Source organism: Nocardia pseudovaccinii NBRC 100343, assembly GCF_001613225.1.
In the GTDB taxonomy this organism is placed as follows: domain Bacteria; phylum Actinomycetota; class Actinomycetes; order Mycobacteriales; family Mycobacteriaceae; genus Nocardia; species Nocardia pseudovaccinii.
Genome location: NZ_BDBY01000374.1, coordinates 16,291 through 34,116 on the forward strand (window position 1 = coordinate 16,291; position 17,826 = coordinate 34,116).

The 17,826-nt window shown below is 65.2% G+C and carries 19 protein-coding genes; 11 read left to right on the forward strand and 8 right to left on the reverse strand.

Annotated elements, in window-relative coordinates; translation table 11 throughout:
- Positions 1 to 24 precede the first annotated feature (24 nt).
- The gene (pnuC, locus tag NP3_RS40450) at positions 25 to 711 is read right to left on the reverse strand and encodes a nicotinamide riboside transporter PnuC (protein WP_063046986.1); all 687 of its coding nucleotides are present in this window, start codon (positions 709 to 711) and stop codon (positions 25 to 27) included.
- Between the two features lie 142 nt (positions 712 to 853).
- Between pnuC and NP3_RS40455 the strand changes: the two genes are divergently transcribed.
- The 4 genes from NP3_RS40455 (at position 854) to NP3_RS40470 (ending at position 4,703) form a co-directional block, all read left to right on the forward strand.
- Entirely contained in the window at positions 854 to 1,663 is an 810-nt protein-coding gene (locus NP3_RS40455; RefSeq protein ID WP_063046987.1) for an ABC transporter ATP-binding protein, read from the forward strand.
- A 79-nt stretch (positions 1,664 to 1,742) separates the two neighbouring features.
- Positions 1,743 to 2,489 (forward strand): ABC transporter permease, encoded by a 747-nt coding sequence (locus NP3_RS40460; RefSeq protein ID WP_084509584.1) that lies wholly within the window; start codon positions 1,743 to 1,745, stop codon positions 2,487 to 2,489.
- A 306-nt stretch (positions 2,490 to 2,795) separates the two neighbouring features.
- Entirely contained in the window at positions 2,796 to 3,533 is a 738-nt protein-coding gene (locus NP3_RS40465) for an ABC transporter permease (RefSeq protein WP_245721310.1), read from the forward strand.
- Positions 3,534 to 3,611: 78 nt separating this feature from the next.
- The gene (locus tag NP3_RS40470) at positions 3,612 to 4,703 is read left to right on the forward strand and encodes an ABC transporter substrate-binding protein (protein ID WP_063046989.1); all 1,092 of its coding nucleotides are present in this window, start codon (positions 3,612 to 3,614) and stop codon (positions 4,701 to 4,703) included.
- A 2-nt stretch (positions 4,704 to 4,705) separates the two neighbouring features.
- Here NP3_RS40470 and NP3_RS40475 read toward each other — a convergent pair whose 3' ends face one another.
- Together NP3_RS40475 and NP3_RS40480 are read right to left on the reverse strand one after the other, a co-directional pair.
- Positions 4,706 to 5,743, reverse strand: coding sequence for an XdhC family protein (locus NP3_RS40475; protein WP_063825048.1), 1,038 nt, complete (start codon positions 5,741 to 5,743; stop codon positions 4,706 to 4,708).
- 14 nt (positions 5,744 to 5,757) lie between these two features.
- Positions 5,758 to 6,345: a nucleotidyltransferase family protein gene (locus tag NP3_RS40480; protein WP_063046990.1), complete on the reverse strand. Its 588-nt coding sequence runs from the start codon at positions 6,343 to 6,345 to the stop codon at positions 5,758 to 5,760.
- A 198-nt stretch (positions 6,346 to 6,543) separates the two neighbouring features.
- On the opposite strand from NP3_RS40480, the gene uraD reads away from it, so the two are divergent.
- From uraD to NP3_RS40500, 4 genes are read left to right on the forward strand one after another with little or no spacing between them, the layout of a single operon-like run.
- A complete protein-coding gene (gene uraD / locus NP3_RS40485) occupies positions 6,544 to 7,050 on the forward strand; it encodes a 2-oxo-4-hydroxy-4-carboxy-5-ureidoimidazoline decarboxylase (protein WP_063047005.1) in 507 nt (168 codons plus the stop codon).
- Positions 7,047 to 7,364: a hydroxyisourate hydrolase gene (gene uraH, locus NP3_RS40490; RefSeq protein ID WP_063046991.1), complete on the forward strand. Its 318-nt coding sequence runs from the start codon at positions 7,047 to 7,049 to the stop codon at positions 7,362 to 7,364. The genes uraD and uraH overlap by 4 nt, the downstream gene beginning before the upstream one ends.
- A gap of 7 nt (positions 7,365 to 7,371) precedes the next feature.
- On the forward strand, positions 7,372 to 8,277 hold the full coding sequence (gene pucL, locus NP3_RS40495; protein WP_063046992.1) for a factor-independent urate hydroxylase: 906 nt from the start codon (positions 7,372 to 7,374) through the stop codon (positions 8,275 to 8,277).
- A 4-nt stretch (positions 8,278 to 8,281) separates the two neighbouring features.
- Positions 8,282 to 9,643 (forward strand): 8-oxoguanine deaminase, encoded by a 1,362-nt coding sequence (locus tag NP3_RS40500; protein ID WP_063046993.1) that lies wholly within the window; start codon positions 8,282 to 8,284, stop codon positions 9,641 to 9,643.
- Positions 9,644 to 9,732: 89 nt separating this feature from the next.
- Here NP3_RS40500 and NP3_RS40505 read toward each other — a convergent pair whose 3' ends face one another.
- On the reverse strand, positions 9,733 to 10,074 hold the full coding sequence (locus tag NP3_RS40505; RefSeq protein ID WP_063046994.1) for a hypothetical protein: 342 nt from the start codon (positions 10,072 to 10,074) through the stop codon (positions 9,733 to 9,735).
- Between the two features lie 242 nt (positions 10,075 to 10,316).
- Between NP3_RS40505 and NP3_RS40510 the strand changes: the two genes are divergently transcribed.
- Positions 10,317 to 13,205, forward strand: a complete 2,889-nt coding sequence (locus NP3_RS40510) for a tetratricopeptide repeat protein (protein WP_084509586.1) — start codon at positions 10,317 to 10,319, stop codon at positions 13,203 to 13,205.
- 6 nt (positions 13,206 to 13,211) lie between these two features.
- Here the strand turns inward: NP3_RS40510 and NP3_RS40515 are convergent, their stop codons facing one another.
- From NP3_RS40515 to NP3_RS40530, 4 genes are all read right to left on the reverse strand, one after another.
- Positions 13,212 to 14,444, reverse strand: a complete 1,233-nt coding sequence (locus tag NP3_RS40515) for a M20 family metallopeptidase (RefSeq protein WP_063046996.1) — start codon at positions 14,442 to 14,444, stop codon at positions 13,212 to 13,214.
- Complete coding sequence (locus NP3_RS40520) at positions 14,437 to 15,174, reverse strand: 2OG-Fe dioxygenase family protein (RefSeq protein WP_169814665.1); 738 nt, start codon at positions 15,172 to 15,174, stop codon at positions 14,437 to 14,439. Before NP3_RS40520 ends, NP3_RS40515 begins: the two co-directional genes overlap by 8 nt.
- Positions 15,175 to 15,734: 560 nt before the next feature.
- Complete coding sequence (locus tag NP3_RS40525) at positions 15,735 to 15,989, reverse strand: hypothetical protein (RefSeq protein WP_063046998.1); 255 nt, start codon at positions 15,987 to 15,989, stop codon at positions 15,735 to 15,737.
- Positions 15,986 to 16,339 (reverse strand): hypothetical protein, encoded by a 354-nt coding sequence (locus NP3_RS40530; RefSeq protein WP_157124878.1) that lies wholly within the window; start codon positions 16,337 to 16,339, stop codon positions 15,986 to 15,988. Before NP3_RS40530 ends, NP3_RS40525 begins: the two co-directional genes overlap by 4 nt.
- A 517-nt stretch (positions 16,340 to 16,856) precedes the next feature.
- On the opposite strand from NP3_RS40530, the gene NP3_RS40535 reads away from it, so the two are divergent.
- Positions 16,857 to 17,738 (forward strand): helix-turn-helix domain-containing protein, encoded by an 882-nt coding sequence (locus NP3_RS40535; RefSeq protein WP_063047000.1) that lies wholly within the window; start codon positions 16,857 to 16,859, stop codon positions 17,736 to 17,738.
- A 2-nt stretch (positions 17,739 to 17,740) separates the two neighbouring features.
- The coding region (locus NP3_RS51700; protein WP_373864821.1) for a DUF397 domain-containing protein at positions 17,741 to 17,826 on the forward strand (86 nt) is incomplete at its 3' end.

Here is a 17,826-nt window from a genome sequence, read left to right on the forward strand (position 1 = left end):
CATCGGAGGTTGCGGAAAAAGTTGCTAGGGACGCAGAGGCGCGAGATCAGCGACCACGGGAGCCGATTTGCGCAGGGTGCGCGCCCATACGGCGAAGCCCCACGCGACGAAGCCCGCATAGATCAGATACAGCGTCGCCGACGGGTAGTAGCCCGCCTTCAGCAGCAACGGCACGCCGACGAGATCGACGGCGATCCAGATCAGCCAGAATTCGGCGAGCCCGCGCGCCATGCCATAGGTCGCCAGCACCGATCCGGTGAAGATCCACGCCTCCGCCCACGGCCCGTAGGAACCGATCAACGCGAACAATCGGGCGAATGCGGCCGTGCCGACCAACATCGCGGCCACCAGCACCAGCCGTTCGCGCCCGCTGGCCCAGCGCGGCACGACGCCGCGATGTTCGAGGCCGGTTTCGGCGCGCGCATGCCGATACCAACTCCACCAGCCGTACACGCTGACCGCGATGAACATCAGCTGACGACCGGCCTGTCCGGCCATATTCAAATGCTGTGGCGTGTTGAATATTCCGCCGACGAAAACGGTGAACAGCAGTGCATTGCCCGCGATCCCGATCGGCCACGCCCACACCCGCCGCCGCATACCGCCGACCGCGGAGGCCAGACCGAATCCATTGCCGATGATCTCGCGCCAGAGGATCTCCGAGCCCGCGATATGCAGCTTGGCGTCGAGCAGCGCGAAAAGTGGGTTCACCCCCGCTGTAACCGGGGCGGGTCGATATCTCATCCCAACCTGCGGATTCGACGCACGCGGATCGAAAGTCGCGTAACGATTGCGCAATCTGGGGTGGCGATTCGCAATATCCGTGCAACGACCTGCTCCTAGTGTTTTGGTCATGACGGCGAGCGGTACCGAGGAGCCCACCGGCGGGACGGGCATCCACATCAGCGGTTTGACGAAGACATTCCGGGTCGGCCGGAAGACGGTGCAGGCGCTCGACGATGTGGAGCTGCATACCGAACAGGGCGCGTTCCTGTCCCTGCTCGGACCATCCGGCTGCGGTAAATCGACGGTGCTGCGCATCCTGGCCGGACTGGAGACACCGACCGCGGGCAAGACGCTCATCGACGGTGAGACCCCCGCCCAACTGCGCAGCCGCCATGAACTCGGCATCGCCTTCCAGGATTCGGCGCTGCTGCCGTGGCGTTCGGTGGAATCCAATATCAAACTGCCCCTACAGGTCGCGGGGATCTCGCCGGATCCGGGACTGATCGCGGATCTGGTGCGGCTGGTCGGCTTGGAGGGCTTCGAGAAGGCCAAACCGGCGCAGCTGTCCGGTGGTATGCGCCAACGTGTTTCGATCGCGCGCGCACTGGTGGTGAAGCCGACCGTGCTGCTGCTCGACGAACCGTTCGGCGCTCTCGACGATATGACCAGACAGCGGCTGAATCTGGAACTGCTGCGGATCTGGACCGAGAAGCCCGCGACCACCCTGATGGTCACGCACGGTATCGCCGAGGCGGTCTTCCTCTCCGATGTCGTCGCGGTGATGAGTCCGCGGCCGGGCCGGGTGCTGGAACTGGTGAAGATCGATCTGCCGCGCCCGCGTACGCCCGAGATGATGCGCACGCCGGAATTCCACAGGCTGCACGATTACCTATCGGAGCTGCTCTTCGGGAAATCCGGCAAAGGGGGAGTCGCATGAGCGAGCGAACAATGAACACAGCCGAGCGCCACTGGACCGGATCGGTGCCGTGTCGCCGACACCGTCGAGGGGGTGCGGCATGAAACGGATCGGCGGACTGATCGGCGTCCTCGGATTGATCGCGATCTGGTGGCTGCTGGCCGCGCTGGAGGTTGCGGGTGGGACGATCCCGAGTCCGTGGACTGTCCTGCACACCATGTACACCGATGGCCGGGATCTGTACGGCCCCAACTTCCGGATCACCGCGCTCGGTGCGCTGAAGGGGTTCATCTGGGGCAACGCGCTGGCCATCGCGCTGGCGATGCTCATCGTGCTGATGCCCTGGATCGAACCGCTGGCGACCCAGCTCGCCATCCTCAGTTACTGCATCCCGCTGCTCGCGCTCGGACCGATCATCCTGGTGGTCTTCGGCGGACGCACCCCAACGGTCTTCCTCGCGGCGATGTACTGCTTCTTCACCACCATGGTCGGCACGGTCACCGGATTGCGCTCGGCCGATGTCACCAGCCTCGACCTGATCCGCGCCTACGGCGGCGGTCGCTGGCAGCAGCTCTACCGCGTGCAGGCGATCGCCGCACTGCCGAATCTGTTCGCGGCGTTGAAGATTGCCGCGCCGTCGGCCGTGCTCGGCGCGATCATCGGCGAATACCTCGGCGGGGTGGACAGCGGCATCGGTGTCGCGCTGACCGCCGCGCAGACCGCGTACAACGTGCCGCGAACCTGGGGCATGGCCCTGGCCGCCGCCGCCCTCGCGGGCCTCGGCTACGCGATTGTCGCTTTGGTCGCTCGACTGGTCACCCCGTGGACCGCGCAGGAGCAGAGATGAGCCGCGCACAAATCAGCGCCCCGCGGTCGCCGGATGAATTCTGGCGCGAACATGTTGGCGTGCGCCGAGCCAGGAGGCGCGCGGTGGGTGAAACAGTGTGCGCCGGACGAGACCGCGCGGGCCGCCGCGCCCATCGTTTGGAGGAGTGAGATGACTGACGAACTCGGGCCGGTGGACAACGTGACTGCCCCCGCACCGCCCGCCGTGGAGAGCACGCGGCCCCAACGCGGTGCCGCCGCGGGGACGCTCGCTGTGCTGACCAGGATCGGCCGCTTCCTGTTCCCTCTGGTCACCGCACTCCTGCTGATGCTGGTGATCTGGTACGTCTTCCTGAAGGCCTTCCCCCAGGTCGGCCCGCGAGTAGGCAAAACGCCCAGCGATATCTGGAAGTACCTGTTCAACTCCTCCGGCGCACACACCGCACGTCAGGCGATCTTCGACGACCTGCAGATCACCCTGCGCGACGCCGCGATCGGCTTCGGTGTCGGCATGCTGGCCGCACTCGTCGTCGCGGCGCTGTTCGTCTCGTTCGCGGTGGTCGAGCAGACGTTCATGCCGGTGGCCATGCTGCTGCGGTCGGTGCCCCTGGTGGCGCTGACGCCGATCATCGTGCTGGTATTCGGGCGCGGATTGGCCGGTGTGACGGTGCTCGCGGCGATCGTGGTGTTCTTCCCGGCGCTCGTGATGATCATGGCCGGATTGCGCAATGCACCGCGGCAGGCGATGGATCTGGTGGCCGCCTACGGCGGCTCCCGCTGGACCGGACTGCGCATGGTCGCCGTGCCCGCTGCCCTGCCCTCGGTCTTCGCGGCCGCGCGAATTTCGGTGCCCGGCGCGCTGATCGGCGCATTGCTCGGTGAATGGTTGGGTAGCGGAACGGGATTGGGTGCCAGTCTGATTCGCGCCATCCCGACCTTCCAATACAGCAAGCTGTGGGCCTCGATCGTGATCGTGACCATCGTCTCGGTGCTGCTGTACGCGATCGTCGGCGTCATCGAAAATCTGGTGCTGGCCCGCTTCGGCCCCGAGGCGGGTCGCCGCTGACCAGTCAGTTTTTCGCAAATCAATGCTCGGAACGCCAAAGTAAAGAAATCGAAACACCAATCCCCTTAGATTCGGCTCATGAACCCCGTACAACGCTCTTCGTTCGGGCCGAACCTGAACCGGCGATCCCTGTTTCGTTACTCCGCGCTGGCCGGCGCCGCATTGGGCGGTGCGAGCCTGCTTGCCGCATGTGGCGATGATTCGAAAGACTCGTCGGGCGGGTCGGTGGCGGACGGATCCAAGTACGGTTCCGTCGCGATCCAGCTGTCCTGGCTGAAGAACATCGAATTCGCGGGCGAATACTTCGCCGATTCCAAGGGCTACTACAAGGAAGCCGGATTCGGTTCGGTGAATCTGATCGCCGGTGGCGCGGCGAGCACCTCGGTCGAGGCAGGCTTGGACACCGGCAAGGTCTGGCTCGGCACCTCGGCTCCGCAGACCACCGCGCCCGCGATCCTGGAGGGTCTACCAGCCAAGATCGTCGCGACCACCTATCAGAAGAACCCGTTCTGCATCGTCAGCTCCGCCGCCAAGCCGATCAAGACCCCGCAGGACATGAAGGGCCGCAAGATCGGCGTCCAGGACACCAATCAGCTGATCTTCAACGCGCTGCTGAACGCCAATGGCATGAAGCCGAGCGATGTGACCATCGTGCCCGCGCAATACGATCCGACTCCGCTGGCCAACGGCGAGGTCGACGGCTGGGTCAGCTATGTGACCAATGAACCGATCACGTTGACCGCCAAGGGATTCCAGAATACGAACTTCCTCTTCGCCGATTACAACCTGCCGCTGGTGGCCGAGACCCTGACCGTCAAGCAGTCCACCATCGATAAGGAACGCGACAAGCTGAAGGCCTTCCTGATCGCCGAGATCAAGGGCTGGAAGGATGCGGTCGCGAATCCGGCCGAATCGGCGCGACTCGCGGTCGAGGTATACGGCAAGGATCAGAAGCTCGATCTGAATGAACAGACCCAGGAGGCGACCGCGCAGAACGGCCTCGTCGTCTCCGCGGATTCGACCGCCAATGGTTTGCTGACCATGACCGATCAGTTGATCGAGCAGAATATCGCCGCGCTGCGCAATGCCAAGATAGATATCAAGGCCGACCAGCTGTTCGACCTCTCGGTGCTGCGCGAGGTTTATGCGGAGAATCCGGGCCTGAAGTAGCGCTAGAGCGCCACCGGGGCGTTGGCCGGGAATTCCTTGAATTGCGGTGCGACGTCCCGGTTTTCGGTGATCCGCCGCTCGGTTCCGGTCCGGGCGACAAGCAGTTCGGCGGCGATCGAAACGGCGACCTCGGCGGCGGTGCGTGCCCCGATATCGAGACCGGCGGGGGAGTGCAGGCGGGCGAGCGTCGCGTTGTCGAAGCCGCCAGCTTGTAGGTCTTCGATGCGTCTCAGGTGTGCGGACCAGGAGCCGTTCGCGGCGAGGTAACCCAGTTCGGGTAGTCGCAGTGCCACGGTGAGCAGCGGGATTTCGAACGTCGGATCGTGCCCGAGGACGACAATCGCCGTGCTGCTATCGATTTCGCCCGCCGCCGACAGGGTGTTCAGGTATCGGTGCGGCCAGTCGACGACCACCTCGGCACCAGGGAAGGCCTCGGGTGTTGCGAAGGTGTCGCGGGAATCGCAGATCGTGACGCGGTAGCCGAGCAGTTTGGCCTGGACCGCCAGCGCTGCGGCAAAAGCGTTGGCGCCGAAGATGATCAGCCGCGGTGGCGGCGGGAACGAGGCGACGAACACGTCGGATTCGGGCAGCGCGACCAGTTCCGTCGCATGACGCTGCGGGGTGATCAGATGCTGTCCGATCAGATCCGGATCCTGGTTCCACACCACGGTGAAGAGGGTAACCCGGCGGTGCGCGGCGATTTCCGCGGCTATGGAGGGGAATTCCGGAAAGTCCCGGCGCGAGAACGGCTCGACGAAAACATCGACCATGCCGCCGGAGTCCAATCCGGGCTCGCCCGGCGGGACGCCGAAGCGGTGCAGTCCGCGTCGACCGCTGCGCGCGGCATCGGCGGCCGCCTCGATCACGGTCGTCTCGACGCTCCCGCCCAGGAGTGAACCGTAGACCGCGCCATTGGCATCTATCAGGATCGATGTTCCGACCGGCAGCGGTCCGGAACCTACAGTTCGCACGACGGTGGCCAGTCCACCTGTCCGGCCCGAATGCCACACCCGCAATAGGTCGTCGACGATGTCCCGCATCTGTTCAGCTCCGCTCACGCGTGCGGCGTGGCCGGGAAGTCACGATCATCGCCTGTCGCCAAATCGTCGCACGTGACGCACACCATATCGTTATTACCGGCTAAATAGGTGCGCCCGCCGGAATCTCTAACAGCTGCTTGATACACCGAGGTCCAGTGCTTATGAGACATGACAACGGGATGGCCGGGTGTGGCGTGGAACACAGCTCGCGCCAGGCCGGTGGGTGCCGCGAAGGCCGCGCCGACCACCCGGGCGACCACATCGGCCCCGACATCGGGGGTATCCACCGGCATGATCGCGACGTACTCGGCGGGGGTGTGCGCGACGGCTCGCAAACCCGCCCGCAGCGAGGCCCCGAGTCCGGTCGCCCAGTCCGCCGCCCACACGTGATCGACACCCTCGGGTAGGTCGACCGCGTCCGGCGCAGGTCCGGTCGCGCCGAGCACCACGATCACCGGATCGCAGCCACCGTCGCGCAACGCCGCCACCGCCGACCGCAGCCAGGCGCCGCCCTCGGCCAATGCCTTGGGCATCCCGTAGCGTGTTCCGGCGCCCGCGGCCAGGACGATGCCCGCGCAGACCGGTTCGGGTGATGCAGCCATGAAATGACGGTAGCCCGGCAGCGTAGCCGGTGGGTTACGGAAAAGTGCTCTGACGTCGACAGTAGTAGATCGTCCACATGGAGCCCGACCATCTCCGAAATCCGCGCCCAGGTCGAATACGGCAGCGCAGGCGACACGCCGGAGGTGATCTATCTTGTTCGACTGGCGACCGGGTCGGTCGTATTCGATGCTGGTTCGATGACACCCGACGGGTTGGGCCTCGCGGAATTCAACGCATTGCCCGAAGCGGAGGCGAATGCGGCCTTGCTCGTGTGTTGCGCCGCGCCGGAATGGGCTCGGGCGCTGGTTGCCGGGCGGCCGTACGCGAATGTCGATGCCCTATTCGATACGGCCGATGCGGTGCTGGCCGAATTGTCCGAGGCGCAGATCGATCGCGCACTCGACGGACATCCGCGCATCGGCGCCCGGCCCGATACCGCGGCATCGGCGCGCGAGCAGGCCGGGGTGGCCGGGGCCGGGGATACGGTGCGGGCGGGGCTGGCCGAGGGCAATCTGGCCTATGAGAAGAAGTTCGGCCATATCTATCTGGTATGTGCGACCGGTAAATCCGGGGACGAACTGCTGGAATTGCTCACCGCCCGGCTCGGAAATGATCCCGAGACCGAAAGGCGGGTTATGCGAACGGAATTGGCGCAGATCAATCGGATTCGGTTGACGCGGTTGCTGGTCGGTGCTGCCGAATGAGCTCGCTCAGCACACATGTCCTCGATGCCGTCGCGGGTGCGCCCGCGGCCGGTATCGCGGTGGTGCTCTATCGCGACACCGAGGTAGTCGGTTCCGGAGCCACCGATGCCGACGGCCGGATCGCCTCGCTCGGTGCGGCATTGCCACCCGGCACATATCGGCTGGTATTCGCTACCGGCGCATATTTCGCCGAGTGCGGGGTCGAATCGTTCTATCCGGAGGTCGCCGTCACGTTCGTCGTCATCGAGGAGCGGCACTACCACGTCCCATTGCTGTTGTCGCCCTTCGCCTTTTCCACCTACCGAGGGAGCTGAGCCATTCATGGAGCTGACCGGGCCGATCGTGCTGACCGACAACCGGTACGGAAAGGCGGAGAACCGCATCGTCCGGATCTACCGGGACCAGCCGCGTCACGAAATCCGCGATGTGAACGTATCCACGGTGCTGCGTGGCGATTTCGCCGATGCCTATGTCGCCGGTGACCAGTCGAAGGTGCTGCCCACCGATACCCAGAAGCAGACCGCCTACGCGTATGCGAAAAAGCCTGGGCTGCAACCGATCGAGGACTATGCGCTGACGCTCGCCGCGCATTTCGCCGACGAGATCGCACCCGTCGACAGCGCGCGCATCGAGGTCGAGGAGTACGCCTGGCAGCGGGTCACCGTCGACGGCAGCGAGCACGATCACACCTGGGTGCGGCAGGGTTCCGAGGTGCGGACCGCGACGGTCACGGTGTCGGGCAAGGGCGACCGGCAGCAGGCCTGGGTCATCGGCGGGGTCAAGGATCTGGTGATCCTCAAGTCGACCGGCTCGGAGTTCGCCGACTTCCTCACCGACGATTTCACCGTCCTCGCCCCGACGCACGACCGGATGCTCGCGACCTCCCTCGTCGCGCAGTGGCGTTTCGCCGCCACAACCGGTGTGGACTGGGATGCGGTGTACGCGGGCGTCCGGCAGCGGATGGTCGAGGTTTTCGCGACGCTGCATTCGAAGGCTATGCAGCAGACGCTCTTCGAAATGGGCAAGGCCGCGCTCGAGGCCTTTCCGGTGCTCGCCGAAATCCGGCTGGCCGCGCCGAATAAGCATCATTTCGACTACGACCTCGGTCGGTTCGGCATCGAGAACCACGGCGAGGTCTTTCACGCCGACGATCGGCCCTACGGACTCATCCACGCCACTGTGCAGCGAGAAGATGCCCCGGAGGCCGGGCCCGCATGGCTACCGTAGGCGCATGAAGACAACGACGGTCATCGACGGGTGCGCCGTGGCGACCATCGATCCGCACGGCACCGAATACCGCCGCGGGTATGTGACGGTGCAGGGCAACCGGATCACCGCGGTCGGCGCGGGTGATGCGCCCGACCTCGGCGCGGATGTGCACCGCATCGACGGCCGTGGCTGCCTGCTCACGCCCGGACTGGTGAACACCCATCACCATCTCTACCAATGGGTCACCCGGGGTCTGGCCGCGGATAACACGCTGTTCGAATGGCTCACCACGCTCTACCCGATCTGGGCGGGCATCGATGAAGATGCGGTTCGCGTCGCCGCGACCGGTGCGCTCGCCGCGCTGGCCAGGACGGGGTGCACCACGTCCACCGACCACCATTACGTCTTCCCGCGCGCGGGTGGTGACCTGCTCGGCGCGGAGATCGCCGCGGCCGCCGAGGTGGGGTTGCGATTCCATCCGACGCGCGGCTCGATGGATCTCGGGCAGAGTGCGGGTGGGCTGCCGCCCGACGAGGTGGTGGAGACCCTCGACGCCATTCTCACCGCGAGCGCGGATGCCGTTGCGCGCTGGCATGATTCGTCATTCGATTCGATGCTCCGGATCGCACTCGCGCCATGTTCGCCGTTCTCGGTGACGACCGAGTTACTGCGCGAATCCGCTGTGCTGGCACGCGATCTCGGCGTACGCCTGCATACCCATCTGGCCGAGACGATCGATGAAGCGGAGTACTGTGCGGACAAATTCGGCTGCACACCCGCCCAGTACATGGAGCGGCTCGGCTGGCTCGGCTCGGATGTCTGGTACGCCCATGGCATCCACCTGGACGACGCTGCCATCGGCACGATGGCGGAAACCGGCACCGGAGTGGCGCATTGCCCGACCTCGAATGCGCGGATCGGGGCGGGCACGGCGCGCACGGCCGATCTGATCGCGGCGGGTGTGCCGGTAGGACTCGGCGTGGACGGGGCCGCCAGCAATGAATCCAGTTCGATGATCGAGGAGCCGCGCAATGCGCTGCTCTACGCAAGGGCCAAGGGCGGCCCGCGCGCGGTCAGCACTCGAAAAGCTCTGGAGCTGGCCACCATCGGTGGTGCGCGGGTGCTGGGGCGGGCAGCCGAAATCGGGTCGATCGAACCGGGCAAACTCGCCGATCTCGCTCTGTGGCGCCTCGATACGCCCGCGCACGCGGGCATCGATGACCCGGTGACCGCATTGATTCTCGGCTCCGCCCCGCCGCTGGCGGCGTTGATCGTCGACGGGCGCACGGTCGTTCGCGATGGCGAGGTGCGCACTGTCGACGAGGAGAAGGTCGGCGGCGAGGTTGCCCGGGCGCAGGCGGCGCTCGTCGCGAAGGCGGGCTGAGTATCGTTGCGCGGCCGCCGTCCTCCCCTCGGTGACGGCGGCCGCGGCAACTGCGGGTCCGGCGCAGAACCCGCAGCGCCAGTCGGTCTTCAGGCAAGGGCCGTTGCGTGTTCGATCTCGTGCTCCGGATCCGATTCCAGCCGCGCCCGCAGTGCGAGCAGGCACATCACCTCGTGCAGCGTGAGACCCAGTTCGGCCGCGTGCAATTCGGCTATCTCATGGTCGAATCGACCGGACGGATCCAACTGATCCATCAGAATCATCTCCGCCACAACCATTCCCGCCAGTGCCTGCGCCCGAGTCAGCCGACGGTCGGTCGGCAGATACGACAGCAGCCATTTGCCGCGGCCGCCCTCGGGCAGATCGATCCGGAAGGCCGCCTCGTGCGCCACATCGCTCGTGATGAGCCATTCCGTGGTCGTAATCGGCATCGCGCGAACCCCTTTCATCCGCTGCGACTTGTCACATTGTTCAGTTGCTGCCCTCTACGGTGTCAGTTCGCCTCGGCGTGGCGCGATCCCAGCGGCAAAAGTGATTTCTTCACTCCGGCCGAAGCACTTGACCAGCGGAAATACGGCTGATACCAAGGAATTAATCACAGTCGGCGTTTCGATTCTCCGGTGCGCGCGCAGCACCGTCGGCCGGGCGCATCGCATGCGGGGAGGGTGGGGCGATGGATCGAGCAGGTCGCCACCCCCGCCGACGTCCCGGAGGGAATGTCAGTGCCGAGGATCGACGGCGCCTACGCGAGCGCCTGGCCGATCTCGGATTGACCGAACAGCAACTGCTGGAACCTCTTGCCGCCGAATTGCGTCAGCGCGGGTACCGACCGCGCGCCGCCTGGCGCTATGCCAACGAATTGACCCAGGGCGTGGTCGCCGAGCGCTACAACGAGCTCACCGACAGCGCCACCGCGGCCATGAAGGCCAGCCGGATCTCCGAATACGAGGCGTGGCCGTTCAGCCGCGACGGCGTCGTTCTCGATGACGAACCGGAGCGTCCGTCCGGTGTGCGCCCGACGGTCCGCGTCCTCAAGAATCTCGCCACCATCTACGGCACCACCTGGGACCAGCTCGTCGATGTCGCCGACCTGGCGCATATGCCCGAACACGAACGGCTGGAGTACCACGAGGCGGTGGCCCGGCGTGCCATCGGCCGACTCCCGGTGCCCACCGGTGGTGACCTGCCCGCCGAGGTCCCGCACTTCACCGGCCGCGACGGGCCGAAGGCCCAATTGCGTGATCGCGTAACCGAACACCTGCGCAGCGGCGCGGTCGCGGTGCATGTGATCGTCGGGCTGACCGGCATCGGCAAGACCGCTTTGGCACGCTACGCCGTCGCGGCCTTCGGACGGCATTACCCGGACGGCACGATCTGGGTCGATCTGCACGGCTACACCCTCGGCCGCGATCCGCGCGAACCCATCGACGTACTCGAGCAGCTCCTGCTACAGGTCGGGGTCGCCCGCGAAACCATCGAAATGGACCTGGCCGGGCGGGCGAACCGCTGGCGCACCACCATGAGCGATCGCCGCATGCTCATCGTCTTCGACAATGTCCTGGACACCGCGCAGGTGAAAGACCTACTGCCACAAGCCCCCGGCTGTTTCGTCCTGATCACCAGCCGCAGCAAACTCACCGGCCTGGCCGGTGCCGCACCGCTGCGGTTGGCGGTCATGGAGTGGGAGGAGGCTGAGGAACTGCTCGTCAAACTGGGCAATCTACGCACCGGCTACGACAAGCGTGCGGTACGCCTGATCTTGGAGACGGCGGGCCGACTTCCGTTGGCCATCAGGCTGATCGGCGGTCAAATTGCTCACCACGGCGAGGAGATGCTCGCCGACAGCGCGGCCGATATCGCCAATTTGACGGCGCGGATCAAAGAGGCGTCGGTGGATCGCCGCGCGACCGACTCGGCCGCCGAACATCTCTTCGATCAGTTCGCCGCGGAAGACGAGTCGCTGCGTGCCGCCTTCGAGATGTCTTATGAGCGTTTGCAAGACCCGAAACATCAACGGGCGGTTCGCCTTCTGGGCTGGTTTCCGGGGCCCGAGATCACCGCGGAGGCCATGGCGACGATGGCTTCGGTACCGCTCGGTGACGGAATGATGATGGTGCGCAGGCTATTCGAGGCCGGGTTCCTCGACCCGTCTTCCGGCGGTCCCGGTGGTCACCGCTACCGGATGCACGACCTCACCCGATGGTGCGCCCGCATGCACGCCGAACGCGAGGACTCACCCGCCGAACACGCCGCGGTCATCGATCGCCTCGTCGGCGAAAGCCTCGCCGTCGCCCGTCAGGCGAGCACCCACCAGATCTTCGATCCCGCGGGCAGCGAACACCTCTGGAACCCCTCCGACGACGCGACCCAAGCGCGCGAATGGCTGACCCGCGAACGCGAGATGCTGCAGGGCTGCGTACAGGCGGCCGAACCGACAAGAGACGCAGCCGAATTGGCCCGCCGACTGGCCTCGCACCTCTCCGGCACCGGCCACTGGTCCCTGGCCCACCGCCTCTTCGGCCGCGCCCTCGACATCGCGGGCCGAGTCCACGATCGTCGCGCCGAATCCTGGGCCCTGGTCGGCCGTGGCCGCGTCGACCGCCTCATGGGCCACCACGAGGCGGCGGGGGCGGCGTTCGAGCATGCCAGGGCCATCGCACTCGAACTGGCGGATCAGAATACCGAGGCGGCCATCCTGTGTGAGCTCGGCCAAACCGCACGGAGCACCGGCGATCACGCGGAGGCACGGGTCTACTTCGGTCAGGCCTTGAAAATGGCCAGGTCTATCGCCAATCAACCCACCGAATGCGACGCTCTGCAAGGGCTCGCGCATGTGGCCTGGGTGGCGTCGGACTATCGGACCGGCCGCAGCTACTCGGAGGAGGCACTCGCCATCGCGGGCGATATCGGCGACCCGATCCGGGTGGCCACCGCGCAATGGGGTCTGGCCGAGGTCATCCGGCGACTGGGCGAACAGGCCGAGGCCAGGCACCTATACGGCGAGGCCCTGCGCATCGCGCAGAAGATGAACCACCGGAGGTTGGCGGGGGACGCGCTACGGGGGCTCGGCCATATCGAAAGGCTGGTCGGGGAGCAGGAAACGGCCCGCGAGTACTTCGACGACGCAATGGCGATCGCCAAGCGCATCCACGACAGGTACGGCGAGGGGTGGACGCTGTGGGGTCTTGGCAATATCGCGCGCAAGACCGGCGACTACGAGAAGGCTCGCAGTATGTTCCAGCAGGCATACGACATCGCGGTCGAGATCGACGATCGGTTCAGCCAGGTGGATACGTTGCGCGGACTCGGGCATATCGAGCGACATTTCGGCGAATACCTCGGCGCCCAAAGGTATTACGAGGATTCCCAGCGGATCGCCGAACGGATCGGTGATCCGCTGGGACGCGCCGATGCGCTGCGCGGCCTGGCCACCGTCGCGGTCAAGACCGGGCAGGCCGAGCTGGCCGAACGACTGCTTTCCCAGGCGCTCGAACTCTATGCGAGCACCGGTGTGCGGCACGGTGAACAGATCACCTCCGAAATCCGGATGCGCAGCGACTGATCCGCGTTATGCGCAGCGCCGAATCGCGAGCGCGGCGAGTGTGCGGGCACAGGCGGACATTTCGCTGATCAGCACGTGATGTTCGGTGCCCGGCGTGGTTCCGCGCGGTCCGAACAGACAGCATTCGATGCCCGCCCGGCTGAGGTGGGTGGTGTCGTTGCCGCAGTACGAGTACGGCAGCGCGAGCCCGGTCTCCTCGACGTGGAAATCCGAGACCAGGGGGAGTAACTCGGCGATGTCGCGTACGACGGCGCACTCGGGGGACATGTCCATCGGCGGCATATCCGTCCCGCTGACCCGGAACTGCGGGTCGACCGGATGTTCCAGGTGGATCGTGGCCGTCGGAAAACGCGGGCGGAGGCGGTCGAGCGCGGCGTCGATGCCCGCGTGGACGTCTTCGGGCTCATGGGGCGGCGGGTAGCGCAGGTCGATGAGGGCAGTCGCCTTGTCGGCACAGTAGGAAATTCCCGAAAGATCATGTCCCTCACCACGTCCCGCCAGCAGGCTGGCGACCTGCATGCGCGGCAGCGGTGGAAAGTCGGAGTTGCGCAGTCCGATGTCGGCCGTGTCGAGCAGGTCGAGAACCTTCCGCAGCACCGCGATGGCGTCGACACCTTCGTCTGGCCTGCTGGTGTGGGCACTGCGGCCGCGAACAACCAGGGCGAACTTGTGCACGCCCGCCGTCCGGGTGATGACGCGACGGACCGAATAGGGCTCGGGCACCACGGCCGCCGCCGCCGTGAGCCCGGATCGCAATGCGTGCTTCGTGCCGACCCCGCCCTGAAGTTCGCCGACCACGAACTCCAACAGCAAACCCTGCCGGAGTGGTATTCCGCTGCGGTGCACGGCGATTGCCGCGCCGATCATGGCGGCGAGACCGCTTTTCATATTGTGCAGGCCAGCCCCGAACAGTTGGTCGCCGATTCGTCTCGCGGTGAACGGACCCTCCGGGTGATCGCGGCCCAGCGGATCCATATCCAAATGTCCGTTCAGCATGAGTGCTGGTGTTCCATGCAGCGGGCCGAGCAGACCGATCATCTGGAATCGACCGGGCTGCACCTCCTGTCCGAAGGTATGAATACCGTTGTCGGCGAGTGTTTTCTGGACCTGAACCGCCAACGGCGTCTCCTGCCCGGTGAAGGATGCGACGGCGGTGAGCTCGGTGGCGATGGCCACGAGTTCGTCCTCCGGGAGCAGTCGGTCCAGGTCGCCGATCATCTTCTCGATCGAGTCAGTCACACCTTCTGAATCCGAGCAGCAGCACATTTCGATACGCCTGCACGAAAGGGATCCTGCGCCGGATCTCGTCGGTGAAGTGCTGGACACGCTCATCGTCGAAGACGTAGGAGTCGAGCGGCCGCCTCAGCTGGAATGACGCCAGCTCGACCTCCGGTTCGGCGCCGTCGTAAATGGACGATATGCCGGTGCCATCCGCCAGGTTTCGGCGCTCGATCAAATGTGCCGATCCGGCGATCAGCCCGTCGCGGTGCTTACCCTCCGGCGCTGGTTCACCCGGTGCGGTGATGGCCATGTAATGGGCGTCGACGAGCACCTCCGGGGTGCCCCGCGCCGACAGGACACCGGCCGCCACCAGCGAGCGGGCAACGACGGCCGCGATCTTCCTGGTCGGCTCGGTCGCCGGATGCCGCGGCTCGATCTGTTTGAACCTGCGTTCGATACCACCGGCCAGCGGATTGACCTCGACCGATTGCATGTACGGCGGCGGTTCGTCGATGGGGGTGAAATGCATATCGGCTACCGAAAGCCGGTAGCAGCCATAAGCCCGCTGTCGATAGGTCTTGCCGGACGGTAGCCATTTATCCAGTTCGGTCGAATCATGGAACGTGCGCTGCAGCACCGACCGTTCGTCGGCGGACAGCCCGAAATCTGCGGCGGCGAGACGCCAGAAGGCAGCCCTGTTCGGGGTGCGGGATGCGAAGGACTCGAGATCGGCGTTGACCTCGGGCACCATGTGCTGGTTAATGGCCGGAACCTTCCGACTGAGGGTGTAGTCAGCAATGCGAAAGACGACACGACCACGGCGACCGAAGCGCTGAGCCGCGCGGCTCGAACTTAGTGCCAAATACCGACATATCAAGCATTGCGGTGATCAATCACACCCGTGTCGTCGGCCCCTACGTCACAGGGCCAGCCATTGCTCGATGAGGTCGAGCGTCGGTGCCGAGTGCAGCGGTTCGCCGTCCTCGGCGTCCAGCAGGATCCAGGAGTATGGCGGCCAGGGGTCACGCATCAGTCGATAGCCTGCCCGTGTGGCACGCTCCGTGAGCAGGTGTACTCGTACGGATTCTGGATCGTGTGTCACCGAGTACCTTTCGTCGCGGGTTGGTCAGGATTTCTGCCCGTCATCCCGGCGTGAGACTCCTCGTCCTCCCGGCGCGCTGTGGGCCGGAATCCATTGGGCGAATGGAGATCCCAGCTAGAACCATGCCGGAATGCCGCAGGCGCGGGCGTGTCGAAGTGACGAGAGTTATCCGCGTGCCCGGATGAGGAAAGCCCTCGTCGGAGTTGTCATACCGTGCCCTGTGAATGTTCTTGGGTTATAAAGAATTCCGCCCAATACTCGTGGCGTATCGCATCCCACAGCGGCGACAGGTCCGGGAATTGCTCACGCATTCGAGCCAGATCCGGCGCGGCGGCGGGCGCGCTTGCCGACATAAGCGGATGAGATTCAGATCCGCTGTGTACCAGCATGATTCGAATGCGATGGTGGTCGATCTGCCATTCCGCTAACCAGCCGCCGACCTCCGTGTGATGCTCGCTCATCCCGACCCACTACTGGAAGGTTGGTTGTCGCCGCCGTTGGTGATGTCCGCGCGGGGGATCGGTTGTGCCAGCTCGGAGAGCTTGTCCAGGACCTCGCGCAGTGTGTGTACCGTCGGTCCGCTCCGTGAGAGTGGCGCACTGTCCAACGGCGGGAACGCGATTCCCCGCGCGGCGGAACGCTCCCGCGGTGTCGCCGTCTGTGGTACGAGTCGGCCTGCGTCGATCAGGGTGTAGTAGGCCGCTGCCTTCCACACACAGCGCGCGACTCGGCAGGTGAGGTGCGTGCGCAGTAGTTCGTGCGCCAGCTCGACATCGGCGCACTCGCACACCTGCGGTGGCGTCACGATCATGTCCACGCCCCGCGTGCCCTGGCCGCCGCGCCCGTATCGAGTGGTGCCGGTCCGTACACGTCACCGCCCACGAATTCTGTAGCCTTCGGCCGGTCTGATCGGTATGTATGTCCTTCCACCACTGTATGTTTCGTCATAGTTGTGACATTCGTGGCGGGCGCTTCGGTAGTCCGCGTGCCGGTCGGCGGACACCAAAAAGCCGACCTCGTCGTTGTCGTCCGGGACATGGGTGTGAACCTCACTGGTGTGACGGTCGGTTGAAGCGCGGCACTCGGCGGTGTCGGTCCCGCATCGCCCTCGAGCATCGGTTGGTGGGTCTCGCGAACGATGCGGTTTGCTCCCTGCTATCACCGTGTGCCGCGCAGAGACAACGACATCAGTAACTCTGACCAGGCACAACGGCGACTCAGAAATCCATCGGAGATTTTTCGTTGTGCCAGCGACGTTTCCGAGAAGCGTGGCAAACTGGTTCCGCTCCCTGCTGTCCGACATTCCGTCCAACGAGGGGTAATCAGAGATGGCCGAGGAAGACAGCACCCTGCCCCGGCGACAGCTGGGGCGCATGTTGCGCCAGCATCGCGAAGCGGTGGGGATGACACTGGCGCAGTCGGCGAGGCTGGTGGAGATCGGAACCACCACCTTGCACCGGCTCGAGAAGGGCACGGCCGATAAGATTCGTGTCCGAATCGTCCAGCATCTGTGCGAGATCTACGAGCGCAGCGTGGAAGAGACCACTGCGCTGAAACACCTTGCCGAGCAAGCGGCCGTGAAGAACTGGTACGCGGAGTACAGCGACGTGCTGCGCGGCAACTTCGACAACTACATCGAGCTGGAAGGGGCGGCGCGGCACCTGTTTTCGTACCAGGAACTCATTCCCGGGCTCCTGCAAACAGAAGCCTATGCCGCCTCGCTTATGCGCAACTACAATCTGCGAGAGCCCGATGGCGACCTCCAGCGCCGCGTCGAGCTGCGAATGAAGCGGCAGGTGATCGTCAAACGGAAGTTCCAGCCGGTCATGCTCGATGTCGTGCTGCACGAATCCGCGCTTCGGCGGGTCGTCGGCAGTCCAAAGGTCATGAGCGATCAGCTGCGCCGCGTGGCCGACGCCAGCACGTGGCCGAATGTCGAAATTCCAATACTCCCCTTCAGCGCGGGAATGCCGCTGGGGGTGGTACCGGGTCCCTTCGTGATCATGGACTTCGGAACCGACAGCAAGGGCAGGCCGGTCGAGCCTTCGATCGTCTATATCGAGAGCGTGGTCACCGCCAATATCTACTTACAGAAGCAGGTTGATGTCGACCGCTATCTTCAGGTCTCGGCGGCTCTGCACGATGCCTCGCTGAACCCCGTCGACAGCAGAGCGCTGCTGAGGAAGATAGCAAAGGAGTATCAACTGTGAACGTGAACTTCACCGGTGCTGCGTGGTTCAAGAGCAGCTACAGCCAGGCCGATCAAGAATGTGTGGAAGTCGCCTGGCTGAGCGCCGG